Annotated in this window: 19 protein-coding genes; 9 read left to right on the plus strand and 10 right to left on the minus strand. The window is 66.9% G+C overall.

Annotated elements, in window-relative coordinates; translation table 11 throughout:
* Positions 1-79: 79 nt before the first annotated feature.
* On the minus strand, positions 80-1,381 hold the full coding sequence (locus tag V9K91_RS04825) for an FAD-binding oxidoreductase (protein WP_237334329.1): 1,302 nt from the start codon (positions 1,379-1,381) through the stop codon (positions 80-82).
* 145 nt (positions 1,382-1,526) lie between these two features.
* Between V9K91_RS04825 and V9K91_RS04830 the strand changes: the two genes are divergently transcribed.
* On the plus strand, positions 1,527-2,978 hold the full coding sequence (locus V9K91_RS04830; protein WP_068850634.1) for a glutamine synthetase family protein: 1,452 nt from the start codon (positions 1,527-1,529) through the stop codon (positions 2,976-2,978).
* 133 nt (positions 2,979-3,111) lie between these two features.
* A complete protein-coding gene (locus V9K91_RS04835; RefSeq protein ID WP_249834023.1) occupies positions 3,112-4,215 on the plus strand; it encodes a polyamine ABC transporter substrate-binding protein in 1,104 nt (367 codons plus the stop codon).
* Positions 4,216-4,277: 62 nt separating this feature from the next.
* On the opposite strand, the gene V9K91_RS04840 is transcribed toward V9K91_RS04835, so the two are convergent.
* Together V9K91_RS04840 and V9K91_RS04845 are read right to left on the minus strand one after the other, a co-directional pair.
* Positions 4,278-5,039 carry a hypothetical protein gene (locus tag V9K91_RS04840; protein ID WP_249834024.1) on the minus strand — a complete coding sequence of 254 codons (762 nt, stop codon included), beginning with the start codon at positions 5,037-5,039 and terminating at the stop codon, positions 4,278-4,280.
* A complete protein-coding gene (locus V9K91_RS04845) occupies positions 5,036-6,406 on the minus strand; it encodes an NAD(P)/FAD-dependent oxidoreductase (protein WP_249834025.1) in 1,371 nt (456 codons plus the stop codon). Before V9K91_RS04845 ends, V9K91_RS04840 begins: the two co-directional genes overlap by 4 nt.
* 446 nt (positions 6,407-6,852) lie before the next feature.
* On the opposite strand from V9K91_RS04845, the gene potA reads away from it, so the two are divergent.
* The 4 genes from potA to V9K91_RS04865 are packed head-to-tail and all read left to right on the plus strand — an operon-like array spanning position 6,853 to position 11,161.
* The gene (gene potA, locus V9K91_RS04850) at positions 6,853-7,986 is read left to right on the plus strand and encodes a polyamine ABC transporter ATP-binding protein (RefSeq protein WP_093533947.1); all 1,134 of its coding nucleotides are present in this window, start codon (positions 6,853-6,855) and stop codon (positions 7,984-7,986) included.
* Entirely contained in the window at positions 7,983-8,894 is a 912-nt protein-coding gene (locus V9K91_RS04855; RefSeq protein WP_068850639.1) for an ABC transporter permease subunit, read from the plus strand. Before potA ends, V9K91_RS04855 begins: the two co-directional genes overlap by 4 nt.
* Complete coding sequence (locus V9K91_RS04860; protein WP_093533873.1) at positions 8,891-9,736, plus strand: ABC transporter permease subunit; 846 nt, start codon at positions 8,891-8,893, stop codon at positions 9,734-9,736. The genes V9K91_RS04855 and V9K91_RS04860 overlap by 4 nt, the downstream gene beginning before the upstream one ends.
* Before the next feature lie 60 nt (positions 9,737-9,796).
* Positions 9,797-11,161 (plus strand): NAD-dependent succinate-semialdehyde dehydrogenase, encoded by a 1,365-nt coding sequence (locus V9K91_RS04865; protein WP_249834026.1) that lies wholly within the window; start codon positions 9,797-9,799, stop codon positions 11,159-11,161.
* A 1-nt stretch (position 11,162) separates the two neighbouring features.
* Here the strand turns inward: V9K91_RS04865 and V9K91_RS04870 are convergent, their stop codons facing one another.
* The 6 genes from V9K91_RS04870 to V9K91_RS04895 form a co-directional block, all read right to left on the minus strand.
* Positions 11,163-12,158: a magnesium and cobalt transport protein CorA gene (locus tag V9K91_RS04870; RefSeq protein ID WP_249834027.1), complete on the minus strand. Its 996-nt coding sequence runs from the start codon at positions 12,156-12,158 to the stop codon at positions 11,163-11,165.
* A 15-nt stretch (positions 12,159-12,173) separates the two neighbouring features.
* On the minus strand, positions 12,174-13,439 hold the full coding sequence (locus tag V9K91_RS04875; RefSeq protein ID WP_249834028.1) for a DUF4105 domain-containing protein: 1,266 nt from the start codon (positions 13,437-13,439) through the stop codon (positions 12,174-12,176).
* Between the two features lie 8 nt (positions 13,440-13,447).
* The gene (locus V9K91_RS04880) at positions 13,448-14,329 is read right to left on the minus strand and encodes a transporter associated domain-containing protein (RefSeq protein ID WP_068850649.1); all 882 of its coding nucleotides are present in this window, start codon (positions 14,327-14,329) and stop codon (positions 13,448-13,450) included.
* A 64-nt stretch (positions 14,330-14,393) separates the two neighbouring features.
* The gene (locus tag V9K91_RS04885; protein ID WP_336443701.1) at positions 14,394-15,020 is read right to left on the minus strand and encodes a hypothetical protein; all 627 of its coding nucleotides are present in this window, start codon (positions 15,018-15,020) and stop codon (positions 14,394-14,396) included.
* A 28-nt stretch (positions 15,021-15,048) separates the two neighbouring features.
* Positions 15,049-15,534 (minus strand): rRNA maturation RNase YbeY, encoded by a 486-nt coding sequence (gene ybeY / locus V9K91_RS04890; RefSeq protein WP_249834029.1) that lies wholly within the window; start codon positions 15,532-15,534, stop codon positions 15,049-15,051.
* Positions 15,535-15,609: 75 nt separating this feature from the next.
* Entirely contained in the window at positions 15,610-16,593 is a 984-nt protein-coding gene (locus V9K91_RS04895; protein WP_068850654.1) for a PhoH family protein, read from the minus strand.
* Between the two features lie 406 nt (positions 16,594-16,999).
* On the opposite strand from V9K91_RS04895, the gene V9K91_RS04900 reads away from it, so the two are divergent.
* From V9K91_RS04900 to V9K91_RS04910, 3 genes are read left to right on the plus strand one after another with little or no spacing between them, the layout of a single operon-like run.
* Positions 17,000-17,974, plus strand: a complete 975-nt coding sequence (locus V9K91_RS04900) for an HlyD family efflux transporter periplasmic adaptor subunit (RefSeq protein WP_249834030.1) — start codon at positions 17,000-17,002, stop codon at positions 17,972-17,974.
* Between the two features lie 17 nt (positions 17,975-17,991).
* Entirely contained in the window at positions 17,992-18,927 is a 936-nt protein-coding gene (locus V9K91_RS04905) for an ABC transporter ATP-binding protein (RefSeq protein ID WP_249834346.1), read from the plus strand.
* The gene (locus V9K91_RS04910) at positions 18,924-20,039 is read left to right on the plus strand and encodes an ABC transporter permease (RefSeq protein ID WP_249834031.1); all 1,116 of its coding nucleotides are present in this window, start codon (positions 18,924-18,926) and stop codon (positions 20,037-20,039) included. The genes V9K91_RS04905 and V9K91_RS04910 overlap by 4 nt, the downstream gene beginning before the upstream one ends.
* A gap of 64 nt (positions 20,040-20,103) precedes the next feature.
* On the opposite strand, the gene miaB is transcribed toward V9K91_RS04910, so the two are convergent.
* A complete protein-coding gene (gene miaB / locus V9K91_RS04915) occupies positions 20,104-21,552 on the minus strand; it encodes a tRNA (N6-isopentenyl adenosine(37)-C2)-methylthiotransferase MiaB (protein ID WP_336443702.1) in 1,449 nt (482 codons plus the stop codon).
* Positions 21,553-21,605: the final 53 nt, after the last annotated feature.

The following is a 21,605-nucleotide window of genomic DNA, read 5'->3' on the forward strand; positions in this document are numbered from 1 at the left end:
ACCGGCCCAAGCTTCCGCCGAATCCGCCGCCTGCACCCAAGCGCCCCTGAGGGGAGCGCTGCGCTCGACTACGCACCCTTTACCCCAACACATCCCGCAGCTTGTACCAGGACATGGCGGCCACCAGCAGCGGCGTGCGCAGGAGCTTCCCACCGGGGAAGCGTGCATGCGGAATGCGCTCGAACACATCCAATCGTTCGTTCTGTCCGGCAATGGCCGCGGCAATCACTGCGCCGGCCAATCCCGTCGCGGCGACGCCATGGCCGGAGAAACCCTGCGCGAAGTACACGTTGGGTGTGAGCCGGCCCCAATGCGGGGCACGGTTGCGGGTGATGTCCACGTAGCCGCCCCAGACCTGCTCCATGCCCACGTCGGCCAGCTGCGGGAACACCTGGTGCATGCGTCTGGTCATTACCCCGCGCAGGTTCGGTGGCGGCAATGCGGAATAGCTGGCGCGGCCGCCGAACAGTAACCGGTGGTCAGTACTCAGCTTGAAGTAATCCAGCGCCCAGCTGACGTCGGCCACGGCCATGTCATTGCGGATCAGCGCCCGGGCCCGTTCCTCGCCCAGCGGGGCGCTGGCGCCGATATAGGTACCCACCGGCATGATCCGGCTCTCCAGCTCCGGTGCGATGCCCTGCAGCCACGCGTTGCCGGCGATGACCACCTGGTTGGCGGTGACGGTGCCGTGGGCGGTACGCAGCTGCGGGCGGTCCCCGCGCACCAGTTCCAGGACAGGGCTGGCCTCATGGATCACCACGCCCAAGCCCTCGGCCGCGCGGGCGAGCCCCAGCGCATAGGCGAGCGGATGCAGGTGGCCGCTGGCCGCATCGAACATCGCGCTGCGATAGCGCGGGCTGTCGAGCTGGCTGCGCAGCTGCTGCCGGTCCCACCACTGCAGCGGGTAGTCGTAGCGCTCCACCAGCGTGTCCATGCCTGCGCGCAGCGCACGCTCCTGGCGCGCGTTGATTGGCACGCTGGCGTGGCCATCGCGCCAGTCGCACTGGATCGCGTAGTGGCTCAGGCGATTGCGGAGCAGGGCCATGCCCTCGCGGGAGAAGTCGAACAGGCGTCGCGCATCGGCATTTCCGACCAGCCGTTCCAGCGTATCCACCTCGCAGCCGTAGCCGACAATGGCCTGGCCGCCATTACGGCCCGAGGCGCCCCAGCCGACCCGGTGCGCCTCGAGCACGGTCACCCGGTAGCCGCGTTCGGCCAACGAGAGCGCGGCCGACAGGCCGGTATAGCCCGCGCCCAGTACGCACACGTCGGTGGCATGGTCGCCCCGCAGCGGCGCGCGCAGTGGCGCGTCGGGCACGCTGTCGGCATACCAGCTGGGTGCGTGCGCCTGTCCGGCCAGGCTCATCGGGGGCTCGCTCATGCGCCCAGCATGCCAGCAACCCGTGTCGAGGGCAGGTGCGCCCGCTGTGACGGCGGTTGCCGACGGGGGTACAGTGGCACTATCACAATACGTTCCAGCCCTTCGGCGAAGCTTGTCGTCGTTACTCCAGCACAGCAGACCGGTCATGACCACCCGAACGCGTTCGCGCAAAGCCCCGTCTCCATCGCGCAAGGCCGCCGCTCCGTCGCGGAAGGCCCCCGCGCGCAAGGCCACGGCCAAACCGGCTGCCGAAGAGAGTGTGCTGCTGCGCTGGCTCAAGGATCGCCACATCACCGAAGTGGAATGCCTGGTGCCGGACATCACCGGCAACGCGCGCGGCAAGATCATCCCGGCCGACAAGTTCTCCCATGACTACGGCACCCGGCTGCCCGAGGGCATCTTCGCCACCACCGTCACCGGCGAGTTTCCGGACGATTACTACGAACTGACTTCGCCGTCGGACTCGGACATGATCCTGCGCCCGGACCCTGATACCGTGCGCATGGTGCCGTGGGCCACCGACCCCACCGCGCAGGTCATCCACGACTGCTACACCAAGCACGGCGAGCCGCATGAGCTGGCGCCACGCAACGTGCTGCGCCGGGTGCTCGATGCCTATGCCGAACTGGGCCTGCGCCCGGTGGTGGCGCCGGAGCTGGAGTTCTTTCTGGTGCAGAAGAACACCGACCCGGACTTTCCGCTGCTGCCGCCCGCCGGCCGCTCGGGCCGCCCGGAAACGGCGCGGCAGTCGTACTCGATCGATGCCGTGAATGAATTCGATCCGATCCTCGACCTGATGTACGACTACTGCGACGCGATGAAGCTGGACGTGGACACGCTCATCCACGAATCCGGCGCAGCGCAGCTGGAGGTCAACTTCACCCACGCCAACGCGATGGACCTGGCCGACCAGGTGTTCCTGTTCAAGCGCACCATGCGCGAATCAGCCATGCGCCATGGGGTGTATGCCACCTTCCTGGCCAAGCCGATGGAAACCGAGCCGGGCAGTGCCATGCACATCCACCAGAGCCTGGTGCGGGTCAGCGACGGCCACAACGTGTTCAGTGGGGACAACGGCGGGGAGGAGTTCAGCCCGCTGTTCGGCCACTACCTGGCCGGCCTGCAGAAGTACGTGCCGGCAGCGATGGCCTTCTTTGCCCCGAACGTGAATTCCTACCGGCGGCTGGTATTCGGCGAGGTCTCCCCCAGCAACGTGCACTGGGGCTTCGACAACCGCACCTGCGGGCTGCGGGTGCCGATGGACACCCCCGAAAACATGCGCGTGGAAAGCCGTTTTGCCGGCTCCGATGCCAATCCCTACCTGGCGATCGCCGCCACCCTGGCCGCCGGCCTGCTGGGCATCCGCGAGCAGGGCTCGCCGACCGCGCCGATCAGTGGCAGCGCCAAGGAGCTGGGCTACGACCTGCCGCGCTCGCTGGGCGAGGCGCTGGACGGCCTGGAGCGCTGCCCCGAGCTGCGCGAGATGCTCGGCGAGCGGTTCTGCCGGGCGTATGTGTCGGTCAAGCGCAAGGAGTACGAGACCTTCTTCCGGGTGATCAGCTCCTGGGAGCGGGAGTTCCTGCTGCTGAATGTGTAAGCGGCCCAGCCGCCCGATCAGGCATGGCCGTGAGCGCCATGTGCTGGGAAAATACCCGGCTGCCCGTTAGGCTGGCACCGTCATGCCGGTCCGGCCGGTTCCCCCGCCTTGCACCTGACCTGTGGAGAGTCCGATGAAGCTGCGAATCCTCACCCTCGGCATTGCCGTTTCGATGCTCAGCGCCTGTGGCGGCGCCAAGCAGGAAGACAGCAAGGTGCTGAACGTCTACAACTACAGCGATTACATCGCCGAAGACACCATCCCGAACTTCGAAAAAGCCACCGGCACCAAGGTGACCTACGACGTGTTCGACAGCGACGAGATGGTCGAGACCAAGCTGCTCGCCGGTGGCAGCGGCTATGACGTGGTGGTGCCGACGCTGAACTTCTTCGGCCGCCAGATCCAGGCCGGCGTGTTCCTGCCGCTGGACAAGAGCAAGATCCCGAACCTGGCCAATCTCGACCCGGAGATGATGAAGCGCATCGCGCAGCAGGATCCGGACAACAAGTACGGTGTGCCGTACATGATCGGCACCACCGGCATCGGCTACAACGTTGAGATGCTCAAGGAGCGTTTCGGCGGCAGCACCGAAATCGCCAACAGCTGGGACCTGATCTTCAAGCCGGAAAACATCGCAAAGATGAAGGACTGCGGGATCACGATCCTCGATACCCCGGCCGACATGATTCCGATCGCGCTGCATTACCTGGGCGAAGACCCGCACAGTCATGACCCGGCGGTGATCCAGAAGGCGGCCGAGCTGCTCAAGACCATCCGCCCGTATGTGCAGAACTTCCACTCCTCGCAGTACGTGGGTTCGCTGGCCAACGGTGGCACCTGCCTGGTGGTGGGCTGGTCGGGTGACATCATCCAGGCCCGCGACCGCGCGGCCGAAGCGGCCAACGGCGTGACCGTGGCCTATTCGATCCCGAAGGAAGGCGCGCCGCAGTGGTTCGACATGCTCGCCATTCCGAAGGATGCCAAGCACCCGGAAGCGGCCTACGCCTTCATCAACTACCTGCTGGACCCGAAGGTCGCCGCGGCCAACACCAACTTCATCCACTACGCCAACCCGGTGAGCGCGGCCACGCCGCTGGTGGACGAAGCGATCCGCAACGACCCGACCATCTACCCGCCGGCCGACGTGGCCGCGAAGATGTTCACCTACTCGATCAATCCGCCGGATGTGGACAAGCTGTACACCCGGTTGTGGACAGAGGTGAAGACGGGTCGCTGAGGCGAGACTTTTCCGTCGAAAGACCGTAGGGCCGCCGGTTCGCACCGGCGGCCCTTTTTTCATCAGTTCTGGGAATCGAGATTGTCCGCGAAGTACTCGTAGCCGTAGGCGTGATCGGACGCCACGTCTCTTGCGGTTCTCGCGAGATCCGGCGAGAGATCCAAGCCGTATAGCCCTTCGACGTAGTCTCTCGCGTCTCGTGCGAGTTTCGCGGATGCACTCATGGCTGCGGCGACTGCCAGTATTTTGTCCGGTGAGCACGCTGCTTCCGGAGATCGGTTCTTCAATCCTGCGGAGTTATCGATTCCCATGGTGCGCGGACCCGTTCTCACCCGTAGCGTGGGTGATGAAGTGAATACGGGTGGGGCGGTGGGCGACCCGGCCGACTGCCCCGCGCTGGGATCGGGAAGAGGTCTCTGTTCGAAGCCGCGAGGTGTCAGCTCATAGTCTGTATCGGGTTCAAGCAGATAGTTGGAAGAAATATTTACCTGGACGATCTCCACCTGCCCAGGTTGCAACGTCAGTACTTCGCTTCGAGCTTCCATGGTCAGGTTGACGATAACGCCTGTGTATCTGGCTACTTCGCCGGTCGAAGAGACCACGTGGAACGCGTTGTTCCAAAGGCGGCCGTCCGGCATTGTCTGTGGGATGTCGGCCGCACGAATGGAGGCTGGATGGGCGCCGTTGTTGGTGTACTTGATCGCTACTGCAATCTCACTGCTCCCCGTGGGAAGGAGGTCCAGCGTCGCCTCAACACTGGCATGTGCCGGGCAGATTGAAAGTGCCAACAATAGTGAGGCGGCGACGATGTGGGGTTTACTCATCGGGTGGTTGGTTCCGCGGGGCGAAATGACAAGTTCAGACCCACTTTATTGCATGGAGGTGAGGCGCTGGCGTCCAGGTGCGTCAGGATGCTCTGGAGTAGTTCGCGCGCATCCCGCCCACCATTGCACAGGAAGTTCGAGCTCGGTCGCTGCAGGTTGTACATGCCGATGAAGAACAGGCCCGGCTGCGGGGAGACGCCGTAATCGCCCAGTGGGTAGCCGTTCGGGTCGAGTACGCCCGGTACTTCGAGCCATGGCCACTGCGCGTCGAAGCCGGTGGCTGACACAATCGAGCCAATGCCGGCGGCGTCCAGCCGGATGCAACGTGGTGAGGCGTCCGGCTCCCAGTCCAGGTAGACCTCTTCGGGCAGATAGCGGGCGTCGTCGGTCGGTGACTCTGCGATGGATGCATAGTGCGCATCGGCCATGTCGTTGAGGTGCCTGTACTCGGCGCGGGTGCCGGCCACGGCCTCGCGGATCTGCGGTCGCGCATCGCGGAAGTGCGCGATGTGGCCTTCCAGGTGCTCCAGCCTGCCGAGCAGCACGATGCCGTCGCGGTGCATCGACAGCAGGCTGATGGAGCTGCCCATGCCCAGCGCGCCGGTTCCAGATACCAAGGGGAACTCCGCCGTTCTTGCCTTCTGCATCGCGCCCGGCACCCCCGCCACCACGTCCGGCCGCTCGCTTACGTGCCGGTGCAGCAGCCCCTGCATGTCCCACCAGTGCATGGAATCCCTGCCGCGTACCCGGCGGATGTGCGAGAAACGATCGGCCATGGACCAGTACACCTCGCGCCCTGCAGTACGAAGGTCCTGGGCGATCTGTGCGCCGGACTGGCCGCCGCCGATTACAAGCACGGCGCCCGGGCCGAGCTGCTGGGGTCGCCGGTAATCGCCGGAGTGGATAACCTGCAGCTCGGAGGCAGGAGAGAAGAACGCCCGCGGCCAGCGCGGGCGGCGGTACTCCCCGCTGGCCACGACCACGCAGCGTGCTTCGAGCGTGCCGTCGCTGGTGATGACGCGGTAGCCGTCGCCTGCCGCAAACACCCTATGCACGACGCATCCCTCGACGACAGGCAGCCGCCGCCGGCGCGCATAGTCGGTCAGCATGTCGATGACCTCGGACGCGGTGGCAAAACCCGTGGGATCCGCGCCGTCGTACTGGTAGCCGGGCAGGGCGGTCAGGAAATTGGGCGTGTTGAGGCGGAAGGAATCCCACCGCCGCGTCCAGCTGGAGCCGATGGTTTCCGCTTCCAGAACCAGATGACGCACGCCTGCCTCCACCAGCAAGGCGCTGAGCGACAGGCCGGAGTGTCCTGCTCCAATGACAACTGCGTCATAGGGCCGTGCGTCGGGGATGGCTTGCATGGGCAACTCCTTGTGATGTGCGTGTTCGGCGTTCGTGGAGGTATCGCGCTCCCACTTTCGGGAGGTCAACGCGATGTCGCGCGGAATGTGACGCGTCACTTGCCTGTAGTTCACGCGTGTTGGAAGGTGTGCACGCCATCAAGGAACCGGCCGAACTACCGTTTCGGAAGACCGGGAGCGACAAGCGTTCAGGCGTTTTCAGCTGCCGCTCTCGCGGGAATGGGCCAGGCATGTCAAGGGGCACTTCGACACCGTCGCGTCTGTACCGGGTGGACGCGACAAAGGCAGGGCGTTCACGTCGCCTCGGCGGCACGCTTATTAGGGTTCTTCCTGAGACCATTGGCCCGGCTGGGCCCAACCGCCACGATCCGGTATCGCTGCTGTCGCCAACGGTCGCTAAAATGGGCCATTCCCCCGTCCTGACGCCGCTCCTGGAGCCGCTGCCCATGTCATTCGAAGCCAAGCCGGAAGGCGAGGTCGCCCCGGCGCTGGAGCCGGGCTATCTGTCCATCCGCGCGCTGCGCAAGGAATTCGACGGCTTCGTCGCACTCGACGACGTCAGCCTGGACGTGCGCAAGGGCGAGATCTTTGCCCTGCTGGGCGGCTCGGGCAGCGGCAAATCGACCCTGCTGCGCTGCCTGGGCGGGTTCGAGACCCCGACCGCCGGCACCATCGACCTGGACGGCCAGCGCATCAACGCGCTGCCCCCGTACCAGCGCCCGATAAACATGATGTTCCAGTCCTATGCCCTGTTCCCGCACATGAGCGTGGAGCAGAACATCGCCTTCGGCCTCAAGCAGGATGGCCTGGCCCGCGATGCCATCCGCCGCCGGGTCGGCGAGATGCTGGAGCTGGTGCAGCTGGAGAAGCTGGCCAAGCGCAAGCCGCACCAGCTGTCCGGCGGCCAGCAGCAGCGCGTGGCGCTGGCGCGGTCGCTGGCCAAGGGGCCCAAGCTGCTGCTGCTGGACGAGCCGATGGGCGCGCTGGACAAGAAGCTGCGCTCGCAGATGCAGATCGAGCTGGTCAACATCATCGAAACCTCGGGGGTGACCTGCGTGATGGTCACCCACGACCAGGAAGAAGCGATGACCATGGCCACCCGCATTGCGGTCATGGATGCCGGCTGGATCCAGCAGGTCGGCAAACCGGACGAGATCTACGAACAGCCGGCCAACCGCTTCGTGGCCGGCTTCATCGGCTCGGTCAACCTGTTCGACGGGGTGATCGACGAGGACCTGCCCGAGTACGTCACCGTGCGCACGCCGCTGTTCCCGGCGCCCATCTACGTGGCGCACGGCATCACCGGCTATGAAGGGCAGCCGGTGGCGTTCGCGCTGCGCCCCGAGAAGGTGATGATCGGCAAGGACGAACCGGCCGGCGACACCAACAAGGCGCAGGGCGTGATCGAGGAGATCGCCTACTTCGGCAGTCATTCGGTGTACCACGTGCGCCTGCCCAGCGGGGCCAAGGTGCTGTCCAATTTCGCCAACTCGCAGCGCTGGGCCAGCGATGGCCTGACCTGGGGCGACAGCGTCTGGGTGCACTGGCGCGACAACGATGGCGTGGTGCTCACCGCATGAACGCCACCGGCTGGAAGCGCTGGCTCCCCGGCACGCGCAGCGGCGTGATCGCCGCGCCGTACCTGTGGTTGCTGCTGTTCTTCGCGGTGCCGTTCGTGATCATCCTGATGATCTCGTTCGCGCGCACCCAGGTCGGCTCGCCGCCGTATACGTGGCTGCTGGAATACGTGGACGGTGCGTTCTCGCTCAAGCTCAACCTGGGCAACTACGCGGCCATGGTCAAGGACAGCCAGTACGTGCTCGCCTACCTGAGCTCGATCAGGATCGCGGTGATCGCCACGCTGTTCACGCTGCTGATCGGTTACCCGATGGCATATGTGATCTCGCGGATGAGCCCGGCCGCGCGCAACGTGGCGATGATGCTGGTGGTGCTGCCGTCGTGGACCTCGTTCCTGATCCGGGTGTATGCGTGGATCGGCATCCTCGACCGCAACGGCCTGCTCAACCAGCTGCTGCTGAAGATCGGGGTCATCGATGCACCGCTGCAGATCCTGTACACCCCGACCGCCGCCTACATCGGCATCGTGTACTGCTACCTGCCGTTCATGGTGCTGCCGCTGTACGCCAACCTGGTGAAGCTGGACAACCGCCTGCTGGAGGCCGCCTACGACCTCGGTGCCAAGCCGTGGCAGGCGTTCCTGCGCATCACCCTGCCGCTGTCGCGCACCGGCATCATCGCCGGCTGCATGTTGGTGATGATTCCCGCCGTGGGCGAATTCGTGATCCCGGAAATGCTGGGCGGGCCGGATACGCTGATGATCGGCCGGGTGCTGTGGGGCGAGTTCTTCAACAACCGGGACTGGCCGACCGCCTCGGCGGTGGCAATCGTGATGTTGGCCCTGCTGCTGGTGCCGATCCTGCTGTTCAACCGGGTGCAGCAGCGAGAGCTGGAAGGGAAGCTGACATGAGCATGGTGCGCCGCAGCCGCTGGCTGGGCTGGACGGTCCTGGGGCTGGGCTTTGCCTTCCTGTACCTGCCGATCCTGCTGCTGATGATCTATTCGTTCAACGCGTCGAAGCTGGCCACGGTGTGGTCGGGATTCTCCACGCGCTGGTACGGCGAGCTGTTCAACAACCGGCAGATCCTGGATGCACTGTGGATCAGCCTGAAGGTGGCGTTCTGGACCGCCAGCGCGGCGACCGTGCTGGGCACCATGGCCGCGATGGTGATGACCCGCTTCAAGCGCTTCCCGGGCAAGACCGTGTTCGGCGCCCTGATCACCGCGCCGCTGGTGATGCCCGAAGTGATCCTGGGCTTCTCGCTGATGACGCTGCTGGTGGCGATGGGGGGCATTCCCGGCTTCCCCAGCCGAGGCGTGGGCAGCATCTGGATCGCGCATGTCACGTTCACGCTGTCTTTCGTGACCGTGATTGTGTCCTCGCGGCTGCAGGAGCTGGACCGCTCGCTGGAAGAGGCGGCCATGGACCTGGGCGCGAGCCGGCTGAAGGTGTTCTTCCAGATCACCCTGCCGATCATCGCCCCGGCGCTGGTGGCCGGCTGGCTGCTGGCCTTCACCCTGTCGCTGGATGACGTGGTGATCGCCAGTTTCGTCGCGGGGCCGAATTCGACCACGCTCCCTATGAAGGTGTTCGCTTCGGTGCGGATGGGCATCAAGCCGGAGATCAACGCCTTGGCCACGTTGATGGTGCTGGCGGTGTCGATCGCGGCGGTGGTGGGGTGGTTCATTACCTCGCGCAGCGAGAAGCGCCGGCAGCGCGACATGCAGATGGCGCTGCAGGAAAAGGGCTGACACAACACCCGGCTCACGGGGCCGGGCGCAGAATGGGTGCCTGTCTTTCGGAGCACCGCGATGACCGTCGAAATCGTCAACCCCGCCACGGGCCGTGTGACTTACCGCCACGAGCTGCTGGACGCCGCCGGGATCGAGCAGCGGCTGGCCGCCGCCGCCGCGGCCTTCCCGACGTGGTCGGCCCGTTCGCTGCAGGAGCGTGGCGCCATCCTGCGTGCCATCGCCGGCCAGCTGCGCGCGCGCAGGGACGACATCCAGCAGGCGATGACCACCGAGATGGGCAAGCTCAAGGGCGAGGCGCTGGCCGAGGTGGAGAAGTGCGCGCAGGCCTGCGAGTACTACGCCGACCACGCCGCCGATTACCTCAAGCCGCAGCTGATCGACACCGAAGCCCAGCGCAGCTACGTGCGCTATGAACCGATCGGCTGCGTGTTCGCGGTGATGCCGTGGAACTTCCCGATCTGGCAGGTGTTCCGCTTCCTGGCGCCGGCGTTCATGGCCGGCAACGTGGCCCTGCTCAAGCATGCCAGCAACGTGCCGCAGTGCGCCGACCTGATCCTGGCGGTGTGCCGCGACGGCGGCTTGCCCGAGGGCGTGTTCGATGTGCTGCATATCGACAACGACCAGGCCGCCGAGGTGCTGCGCGACAAGCGGGTCAAGGCGGTCACCCTGACCGGCAGCGAGCGGGCGGGACGCTCGATCGCGTCCAACGCCGGCGACCAGCTCAAGAAGTGCGTGATGGAGCTGGGCGGCAGCGATGCGTTCGTGGTACTGGACGATGCGGACCTGGACAAGACGGTTGCCGCTGCGGTGAAGTCGCGCTTCGACAACAGCGGGCAGACCTGCATCGCCGCCAAGCGCTTCATCGTGGTCGATGCGATTGCCGACGCGTTCGTGGAGAAGTTCGTCGCAGCGGCCGCAGCGCGCGTGTACGGCGATCCGCAGGACGAGAAGACCACGCTGGCGCCGATGGCACGTGCCGACCTGCGCGAGGAGCTGCACAAGCAGGTGCAGGCGAGCGTGGGCAAGGGGGCCAAGGTATTGCTGGGCGGCGAGCCGGTGGCCGGCACCCATGCGGGTTACCCGGCGACCATCCTCGACAATGTGGAACCGGGCATGCCGGCCTACGACGAGGAACTGTTCGGGCCGGTGGCGGCGATCCTGCGCGTGCGCGACGACGCCGATGCGCTGCGGGTGGCCAACGACACCACCTTCGGGCTGGGCGGCAGCGTGTGGAGTGGAGATCCGGTGCGCGGCGAAGGCATCGCCAAGGGGCTGGAATGCGGCGCGGCATTCGTCAATGCCATCGTCAAAAGCGATGTCCGGTTGCCGTTCGGCGGCAGCAAGCGCTCGGGCTTCGGTCGCGAACTGGCCGACCACGGCATCCACGAGTTCATGAACATCAAAACCGTTTACGTGGCCTGAGCTACAACCACCGCACCCGCTTGAACAGGCGGTACAGCCCCACGCAGATCGCGCCGACGCCGACGATCATCGCGGGGTAGGCCCACGGCTTGTCCAGCTCGGGCATGTGGGTGAAGTTCATGCCGTACCAGCTGGTGATCAGGGTCGGGGCGGCCAGCAGCGCGGCCCACGCACCGAGGCGCTTGACCGTCTCGCCCTGGGCCAGGGTCACCAGCGACAGGTTCACGCTCAGCGCCGTACCCAGCATCTCGCGCAGGGTGTCGATCACATCACTGATGCGCACGGCGTGGTCGTGCACGTCGCGGATGTACAGCTTCACTTCGTCGGGGATCAGCTCGCCGGGATAGCGGCGCAGCTGCGCCAGCACGTCCTGCAGCGGTGCGACCGCCATCCGCATCTTGTTGAGTTCGCGCTTGAGCTCGTAAAGGCGTACCACCGTGGTGCGTTTGTAACTGTCGGCGAAGATGTCCTTCTCCAGCGAATCCAGCGTGTCGCGGAAGTCGGTGGTGATCGGCAGGTAGTTGTCGACCACGAAGTCCAGCACGGCATACAGGCAGTAGGAGGCGCCCATGGTCAGCAACTGCGGTTCGCGTTCCACCCGGGCGCGGACCGGGGCGTAGGACAGCGATGCGCCGTGGCGCACGGTCACCAGGAAGCGCGGGCCGAGGAAAGCGTGTGTTTCGCCATACTCGATGCGGTCCTGCACGCGTTGCGCGGTGGTCACCACCACGAACAGGGAATTGCCGTAGGCCTCGACCTTGGGCCGCTGGTGGGCGTTGCGTGCATCGTCTATGGCCAGGTCGTGCAGGCAGAATTCCTCCTGCAGCTTGAGCAGCACCGCGTCGGCCGGGTCGTAAAGGCCCACCCACACAAAACCGTTCTTGCTGGCGATCACATCGCTGATCGCATCCAGCGCGATGTCGTGTCGCTTGCCCTGGTCGTCGTAGTGAACGCAGTTGATGACACAGGTCGGATTGGAGGCGGCAGCGTGTTCCATGAGCGATATCCTGCGTCAGCGATGCGTGACAGCTGGGTCACGACGGCCCAGTGTCCAGGCCAGCGCCACGTGCAGCGGCAAGAGCAGCACGATCCACTGCAGGTTCACCTGCGCCTGCAGGGTCAGCCAGTGCAGTACCAGGCCGAGCAGGGAAAGCAGGGCAACCGCCCACAAGGTCCAGCGGAACCAGGCGCCGGGTATGCGTGCGCGCAGCAGCGTCACCGCGCCGGGAAGCAGCAGCAGGCACAGCGGCGAGAGCTGCAGCAGGTTGCGGTTGGCCCAGGCGGCGTGGTGCGCGCTGAAGCCCCACAGGTAGGCCAGAAGGACGCCGGCGATCCCGCAGAACAGCCACAGCGGCAGGGCCAGCGCGGCCAGCAGGCGCCGGCGGCGGCGCAGGGCCAGCACGCCGGCAGCCAGCACCAGCCCGCACAGCAGCCACGGCCACCAGCGGCGCGCGGATTCAGCCGGTTCCGGGGCGATGCGGTGCGGCAGCAGCTCCTGTTCGGCCTGCACCAGCGGGCGGCCGTCGCTGTTGCGCACCTCGCGCAGCGCGTCGGCCAGGCGCATCGGCACGAAGGCTTCCTGCCACCGCGACAGCGGCTGGTCGGCGAACGGGCCGAGCCCGATGTCGAAGCCCAGCCACATCCACGGGGCCGGCGAGGCCAGGCGCACCGATTCGCTACGGTAGGTGTTGCCGCGCGAACGGCCGGACAGCTGCGAGTGCAGCCCGCCGCCGAGCGCACCATCGATCGCATCGCGCACCATGGTGGCGCAGTTGGCGGTGTAATAGTCGTAGCGGTAGCGCGCGTTTTCCGGCTTGGCGCGCTCGGCCAGCGACGCGGCAAGCGCACGCGCCTGCTCCGGGCTGAGGTCCAGCCACTGCAGGTTGGCGCCCCGGCCGCTGTCGCGGTAGTAGGAGAGGTCCTGGTCCAGCGGCAGCGCCACCAGGTAATACATCATCTCGCCGCGCAGGAAGCGGCCGACGAAGTCCGGTTCGCTGGGGTCGAAATAGCCGAAGTTGTACGAGGTGGCGTCGCCGGTGACCGGGTCCTCGACCACGATCGCGTCATGCCCGAAGCGCTCGAAGAAGATGCTGCCCGGCTGCATGGTCACGATGCCGATGCGCGGTGGCGGCGCTTCAGCAGGCGGCGCGGCGGCGCTGGCCGCCGCAGGTTCAGGCGCTGCCTGTGCCAGTGCAGCCAGCGGCAGGCTGGACACACTGGCCAGGAACAGGAGGAACAACAGGCGGCACAACGGCCACCGCGTCAGCAGGGGCCGCATGGCGTGGGTCAATCCTCGATGATGGCGTCGGGCGGCAGCACGGTCACGTGGAACGCCTGCACGCGGCGGGCATCGGCGCGCGCCACCCGGAACACGAAGCGGTCCAGGGTCAGCTCGTCGCCGGTTTCGGGCAGGTGCCCGATTGCCTCGGTGACCAGGCCACCGATGGTGTCGTAGTCGTCGTCCGGGAACGCGGCGCCGAAACGCTCGTTGAAATCCCCGATCGGGGTCAGCGCGTCGACCACGTACTGGCCATCGGCCTGGATCGCGATCTGCGCGGTGTGGTCTTCGGCTTCATCGTGCTCGTCATCGATCTCGCCGACGATCTGCTCCAGCACGTCCTCGATGGTGACCAGCCCGGCAACACCGCCGTACTCGTCCACCACGATCGCCATGTGGTTGCGCGAGAGCCGGAATTCCTTGAGCAGCACGTTGAGCTTCTTGGCTTCGGGAATCAGCACCGCCGGGCGCAGCAGCTCGCGCACGTTGGCCGGCCCGTTGTCGGCGACCACGCCGCGCAGCAGGTCCTTGGCCAGCAGCACGCCGAGGATGTCGTCCTTGTTGTCACCGTGTACCGGGAAGCGCGAATGGCCGGATTCGACCACCTGCTTCATCAGTTCAAGGAAGGGGGCTTCCACCGGCAGCGAGACCATCTGCGAACGCGAGATCATCACGTCGCCCACGGTCAGTTCCGCCACCGAGATCGCGCCCTCCATCATGCGCAGCGTGTCGGCGGCAATCAGGCCGTCTTCGTGCGCGGAGTGCAGTACCGCCACCAGCTCGTCGCGGGTGTGGGGTTCGCCGGAGAAGGCAGACGTCAGGCGTTCAAGCCAGCTGCGCTTCTTCTCATTTTGCTCCGGAACGGAGCCACTACTGTCGTCTTCAGACATCTCTGCAAAAAAGGCACCCGGCGAGCCGGGCGTTGGCGCCAGTCTAGCAGGATGCGGGCCGCTGTCAGCGCCCGCCCGGCGGGGTGTTCACGGACGGGGGCAGGGCGCCGGCCGGCGCTGCCGGGGTGCCGGTCGGGGCTTCGTCCTCGGCGGGCAGGTCCAGGCTGTAGGTGCAGCCGGCCAGGGTCTTGCCGGGGTGGGTCTTGACCGTGGACAGGCTCAGGATGATCGACTCGATCATCGGCTCGCCGGTGCGCGGATCGGTCACGTCCCGGCTGACCACTTCACGGCCGGCCATGAACTTGTCCGGGTTGTCCACGCCGTCTTCCAGGGCCAGGGTCTTGGCCATCGGGCGGGGATCGGCCACGTCCAGGATCGCCATGATGCTGGCCCCGGACACCGCCACGTATTCGGTACGCTGGCCGAACACCGTCAACGGCGTGGCCAGGCGGTACTCACTCATGAACTGGTTGTTCTGCGGCAGCGGCTGCATGCCGTTGGCCACTGCCTTGAGCGGGTCGGCCACGACCGGGGCGACCGCGTCGTAGTCGGCCACGCGCTGGCGGCACTCGATCAGCGCGGCCAGGTCCAGCGGCGCGGCGGCAGGGGCGGCCGTCGTCGGGGCGGCGGCGATGGCAGGGGTGGAAAACAGGGCCAGCAGGCACAGGCAGGCGGGGCGTGCGAAGGTCATGCAGGAAACGTCCGTCAGGGGCGGCGGCTCAGCGCTCGCCGGCGTAGGGGTCGGCGATGCCGAGGTCGGCCAGGATCTCGCGCTCCAGCTGTTCCATGGCTTCGGCTTCCTTGTCGTCCTCGTGGTCCCAGCCCAGCAGGTGCAGCACCCCGTGCACGGTCAGGTGCGCGTAGTGGGCATTGAGCACCTTGGCCTGTTCCAACGCTTCGGCGGCCACCACCGGCGCGCAGATCACCAGGTCGCCCAGCAGCGGGAACTTGACCCCCTTGGGCAGGCCCTCGGGCAGCTCGGCGGGGAAGCTGAGTACGTTGGTGGCGTAGTCCTTGCCGCGGTAGTGCCGGTTCAGCGACTGGCCCTCCTTGGCGTCGACTACGCGGATGGCCAGGTCGGCCTCGCGGATGCGGCCGTTCAGTGCCGCAGCCACCCATCTGCGGAAACTCACCGCCGACGGCAACCCGGCACGGGGCAGGGCGTAGCTGACGGCGACATCGAGTCGAATGGGGCCTTTGGTCATGGCGGTTCCGGTACTTCGGGTTCTATCAGGAAACGACAGTATCGCGCGTGTGGCGCCGCGCCGCGATGGCCGCGCTCATTCGGCGCCCGGCTTGACCTGCTGCAGGTCGCGGCGGTCGTAGGCGCTGACGATGCGCGCCACCAGCGGGTGGCGCACCACGTCGCGGGCCTCGAAGAAGGTGAAGCTCACCCCGTCCACGTCGCGCAGCACCTCGATGGCATCGCGCAGGCCGGACTTCACGTGCTTGGGCAGGTCGGTCTGGGTCAGGTCACCGGTGACCACGGCGGTGGAGCCGAAGCCCAGCCGGGTCAGGAACATCTTCATCTGCTCGACGGTGGTGTTCTGCGCTTCGTCCAGGATCACGTACGCATCGTTGAGCGTGCGCCCACGCATGTAGGCCAGCGGCGCGATTTCGATGACGTTCTTCTCCAGCAGCTTGATCACCTTTTCCACGCCCAGCATTTCATACAGCGCGTCGTACAGCGGGCGCAGGTAAGGATCGACCTTCTGGCTCAGGTCGCCGGGCAGGAAGCCCAGCTTCTCGCCCGCTTCCACCGCCGGGCGCACCAGGATCAGGCGCTGCACCCGCGATTCGTTCAACGCATCCACCGCGCTGGCCACGGCCAGGAAGGTCTTGCCGGTACCGGCCGGGCCAATGCCGAAGTTGATGTCGTGGGTGGTGATCTGGTGCAGGTAGCGTGCCTGGTTGGCACCACGCCCGCGCACGGTGCCGCGCTTGACCTTGATGGTGACTTCCTGCGCTTCGTAGCTGCGCTCCACCAGATGCTCCACGTTGGCCTGGTTCAGGCGCAGGTGGATGGCGTGGCTGTCGAAGGGCGTCTCGGCCGCCTCCAGGTACAGCGCTTCGATCAGCGCCTGTGCTTCCTCGGCCACGGCCTTCGGGCCGGTGACCCGGAAGACGTGGCCGCGGTTGGCGATTTCCACGCCGAGCTTGAGTTCGATCTGGCGCAGGTGCTCGTCGAAGGGGCCGGCCAGGTTGGCCAGGCGTTCGTTGTCTTCCGGCGCCAGGGTGAAGTCGCGGTGTGCCAGTGCGGTCATTGCGTCCGGCGGCTGCGGTCGCCAGGACCGTGCCGCAAGTTGGGGATAGGAAGGACAGGGTAGCGCGGGCGTGCAGGCCTCGCCACAGCAGCGCGGTTCTCCACAGCGGCTGTGCAGCAGCAGTGCAGCAACCTGTGGATAGTCTCTGACGGCCCTACTGCCGCAATGCTGTCGCGTGCGTGGTCAAAAAAGCGACATCTACCTCGGGGTTTTCCACACCGCTTGTGGGCGGTTGCGCGGGAAAGGTGTGGATAAGCCGCTGTACCCCCTGCGGCGCAATGGCTGCGGAAGGGTGATCATTTCATGACCAGTGCGCGGGCCCGCTGGCACGCGTGACCGATCCTTCACGGCGGCATGCGCAAGGTGACCTCTTCTTCCCCCGCCGTGCCCTGCCGGAGCCGCGTCGATGTCCGCAGCCATCTACCTGTCCGTGCGTGGGGCGCTCCTGGCCGGCGCGGGCCTGCTGCTGTCGGCGTGTCGGCAGGAGCCGCCGGCTGCACTCGGTACGTTGGAGTGGGATCGCATCACCGTGCCGGCGCCCGCGGCGGAAACCATCGTGGCCATCCGGGTCCACGAAGGCCAGCAGGTGGCCGCCGGGGCGGCGCTGCTGCAGCTGGAGCCGATCCGCACCGCCGCCCAGCTGCAGGCATTGGAAGCGCAGGCCAGCCAGGCCGGGCAGGCCCTGCAGGAACTGCGTGAGGGCCCTCGCCGCGAGGACATCGACCAGGCGCGGGCCAACCTGGCGTCGGCACGCGCGCAGGCCGTCGATGCGTCGGCCTATTACCGCCGTCTGCAGCCGCTGGGTCGGCAGCAGCTGGTGGCCGCTGCCGATGTGGACCGCGCGCGGGCGGCCGCCGGCAGCGCGCAAGGCGCGGTGCAGGCTGCCGAACAGGCGCTGCTGGCGCTGGAACACGGTACCCGCGTGGAGCAGGTAGCCCAAGGCGAAGCGGCCCTGCAGTCGGCACAGGCCCAGGCCGCCGCGCAGGCAGTGACGCTGCGCAAGCTCGACCTCGTTGCCCCGCGCGCCGGGCGCGTCGATGCGCTGCCCTACCGGCTGGGCGACCAGGCGCCGGTGGGGGCCCCGCTGGTGGTGCTGCTGGTCGGCGACCACCCTTACGCCCGGGTGTACCTGCCCGAGCCACTGCGCCTGAAGGTGCGGGTGGGGCAGGCGGCCCAGGTCCACCTGCAGGGTCGCGACGGCGCGTTTGCCGGCCATGTGCGCAGCATCCGCAGCGATCCCGGCTTCACGCCGTACTACGCGCTCAGTGGCGACGACGTGTCGCGGTTGAGCTGGCTGGCGGAAATCGAACTGGACCGCGCCGGTGGCGGCGCGCCGCTGGCGGACCTGCCCGCCGGCGTGCCGGTGCGGGTGGTGTTTTGAACACCGCCGAACCGGCGATCCGCGCGCGGGGGCTGACCAAGCAGTTCGGGCCGCTGGTGGCGGTGGACCATGTCGACCTCAGCGTGCCGCGCGCCAACGTGTACGGGTTCCTGGGGCCGAATGGCTCGGGCAAGTCCACCACCATCCGGATGCTGTGCGGCCTGCTCACCCCGAGCGCGGGCGAGATCGAAGTGCTGGGCCTGCGCATACCGGAACAGGCTGAAGCGCTGCGCCGGCGCATTGGTTACATGACCCAGCGCTTTTCGCTGTTTGAAGACCTCACCGTGCGCGAGAACCTGGAATTCCTGGCAGCGGTGCAGGACATCCCGCGCGCCCGGGCGCGGCAGCGCATCGACGAGTTGCTGGAGCACTACCATTTCCAGGACCGCCAGAAGCAGTTGGCCGGCACCATGAGCGGCGGCCAGAAGCAGCGGCTGGCACTGGCCGGTGCGGTGATCCACGCGCCGGAGCTGTTGTTCCTGGACGAGCCGACCAGTGCGGTGGACCCCGAGTCGCGGCGCGATTTCTGGGAAAAGCTCTTCGACCTGGCCGACGCCGGCACCACCTTGCTGGTGTCCACGCATTACATGGACGAGGCCGAGCGCTGCCACCGCCTGGCCATCCTCGACCAGGGGGTGCTGGTGGCCGATGGCAGCCCGGCCGAACTCACCGCCGCACTGCAGGGGCGCACCCTGGAAGTGCATGCCGCGCAGCCACGACAAGCCCAGCGGGCGCTGGCAGGCCTGCCCGGAGTGCTCAGCGTGGCGCAGATCGGCAATACGCTGCGCGTGCTGCTGGACAGCGGCGACGATGCCGAAGCGCGCCTGCAGCAGGCGCTGCGCGCAGCCGGACAGGGTGCGGAGGTGCTGCGCAGCACCGCCAACCTGGAAGACGTGTTCGTCTCGGCCACGCGCGGCCGCGAGACGCCCGCCGCGGCCGGAGCCACGCCATGAACCTGCGGCGGCTGTGGGCGATCGTGCTCAAGGAGCTGCGGCAGATGCGCCGCGACCGCATCACCCTGGCCATGATCGTCGGCATTCCGGTGATGCAGCTGGTGCTGTTCGGCTATGCGATCAACCTCAACCTCCGCCACCTGGAGACCGGCATCGCCGACCAGGCCGGCAGCGCGGCCTCGCGCGCGCTGCTGGCCGACATGGTGGCCACCGGGGTGATCGCCCCGACCCTGCACGTGGACACTCCCGACCAGTTGATGACCGCGCTGCGGCGCGGGCAGGTCAGCATCGGCATCGTGGTGCCGCCTGATTTCGAGCGACGCCGGTTCGACGGCCGTGAGGCGGTGCAGGTGCTGGTGGATGGCAGCGATACCGTCGTGCAGAGCGCGGCGGTGCAGCTGGCCCAGGTGCCGCTGGACACCCGGCCGGTGCGCAACGACCGGCCACTGCGCGCGGGCGCATCGGGTGCGGCCGGGCAGATCAGCGTGGTGGCGTTCTACAACCCGCAGCGGCGCTCGGCGATCAACATCGTGCCCGGCCTGATCGGGATCATCCTGACCATGACCATGGTGATGTTCACCGCCGTGGCGATCGTGCGCGAACGCGAGCGCGGCAACATGGAGCTGCTGATCGCCACGCCGCTGAGCCGCAGCGAGCTGATGGTCGGCAAGGTGCTGCCGTATGCGGTGATCGGCCTGGTCCAGACCACCCTGGTGCTGCTGCTGGGGATGTGGCTGTTCGAGGTGCCGGTGCGCGGCAGCGTGCTGGATGTCTACCTGGCGGCGGTGCTGCTGATCACCGCCAACCTGGCGCTGGGCCTGTTGATCTCGACCCGCGCGCAGTCGCAGTTCCAGGCCATGCAGATGACGATGTTCGTGTTCCTGCCATCGATCCTGCTGTCGGGTTTCATGTTCCCGTTCGCTGGCATGCCGCGCATCGTGCAGTGGCTGGCCGAGATCCTGCCGCTCACCCACTTCCTGCGCCTGGTGCGCGGCATCATGCTGCGCGGCGCCCGCTGGTGGGAACTGTGGCCGGAGGTGCTGGCACTGCTGGGCTTCATCGTGGTGATGATGACCCTGGCCATCCTGCGGTTCCGCAAGCGCCTGGATTAGCGCGGATGCCGACCAACGGTCGGCATCTACCCGGTAGGTACCGACCGTTGGTCGGTACGTGGCCTCACGCGATGACCAGCCGTCCGCGCAGCGAATTGCTGTATGCCTCGGTGATCTCCACATCGACCAGCTGGCCGACCAATCGCGCCTGCCCCGGGAAATTCACCGACCGCATGTTCTCGGTCTTGCCGGTCAGCTCATTCGGATCGCGGCGCGACGGACCTTCCACCAGCACCGTCTGCACCGTGCCGACCATTGCATGGGAGATGGCGGCTGCCTGCTCGTTGATCCGGGCCTGCAGGCGCGACAGCCGCGCGTGCTTCTCCGCATCGCTGATGGTGTCCTCGAGGTCGGCCGCGGGCGTACCCGGTCGGCGCGAATAGATGAAGGAGAAGCTGTGGTCGAAGCCTACGTCCTCGATCAGCTTCATGGTCTTCTCGAAGTCCGCGTCCGTCTCGCCAGGGAAGCCGACGATGAAGTCCGAGCTGATCGAAATGTCCGGGCGTACTGCGCGCAGCTTGCGGATCTTGGCCTTGAATTCGAGCGCGGTGTAGCCGCGCTTCATCGCCGACAGCACGCGGTCGCTGCCGGCCTGCACCGGCAGGTGCAGGAAATTGGCCAGCTGCGGCACGTCGCGGTAAGCGTCCACCAGCGAATCGCTGAACTCCAGCGGGTGCGAGGTGGTGAAGCGGATGCGGTCCACCCCGTCGATCTCGGCGATGGTACGGATCAGCAGGCCGAGGTCGGCAAACTCGCCGTCCCCATAGGGACCGCGGTAGGCATTGACGTTCTGGCCCAGCAGGTTGATCTCGCGCACGCCCTGCGCGGCCAGCTGCGCCACTTCCACCACCACGTCCTCGAACGGGCGGCTGACCTCGGTGCCACGGGTGTAGGGCACCACGCAGAACGAACAGTACTTGGAGCAGCCTTCCATGATCGACACGAACGCCGAACCGCCTTCGGCCCGCGGCTCCGGCAGGCGGTCGAACTTCTCGATCTCGGGGAAGCTGATGTCCACCTGCGATTTGCCCGATTCGCGCCGCTGGCGGATCAGCTCGGGCAGGCGGTGCAGGGTCTGCGGGCCGAACACCAGGTCCACATGCGGGGCGCGTTTGATGATCGCTTCGCCTTCCTGGGAGGCCACGCAACCGCCCACGCCGATGATGACGCCTCGGCCGTTGTTCTTCAGCGCCTTCCAGTAGCCCAGCTGGCTGAACACCTTCTCCTGCGCTTTCTCGCGGATCGAGCAGGTGTTCATCAGCAGCACGTCGGCTTCGGCCGGGTCGTCGGTCAGCTCCAGGCCTTCTTCGGCGGCAAGTACGTCGGCCATTTTGGTCGAGTCGTACTCGTTCATCTGGCAACCGTGGGTCTTGATGTACAGCTTGCCGCGCACGGGGCCGGTCACCTGCGGCCGGGAACCGGGCAGGGGCAGCAGGTCGGGGCGGGGCGAATCGATGGCAGGCACGGCGGTGCCGGCCGAGGTCGGCAGGGTCGAAGCTGGCGTCCCGGTCATGGCGCTTATTCCAGTCGGGTGGGCGGGCAGGCAGCCGGGGAGGGCTGCCGGGT

It is taken from the genome of Stenotrophomonas sp. CCNWLW57 (genome assembly GCF_037203925.1).
GTDB classification, from domain to species: Bacteria; Pseudomonadota; Gammaproteobacteria; order Xanthomonadales; family Xanthomonadaceae; genus Stenotrophomonas; species Stenotrophomonas rhizophila_A.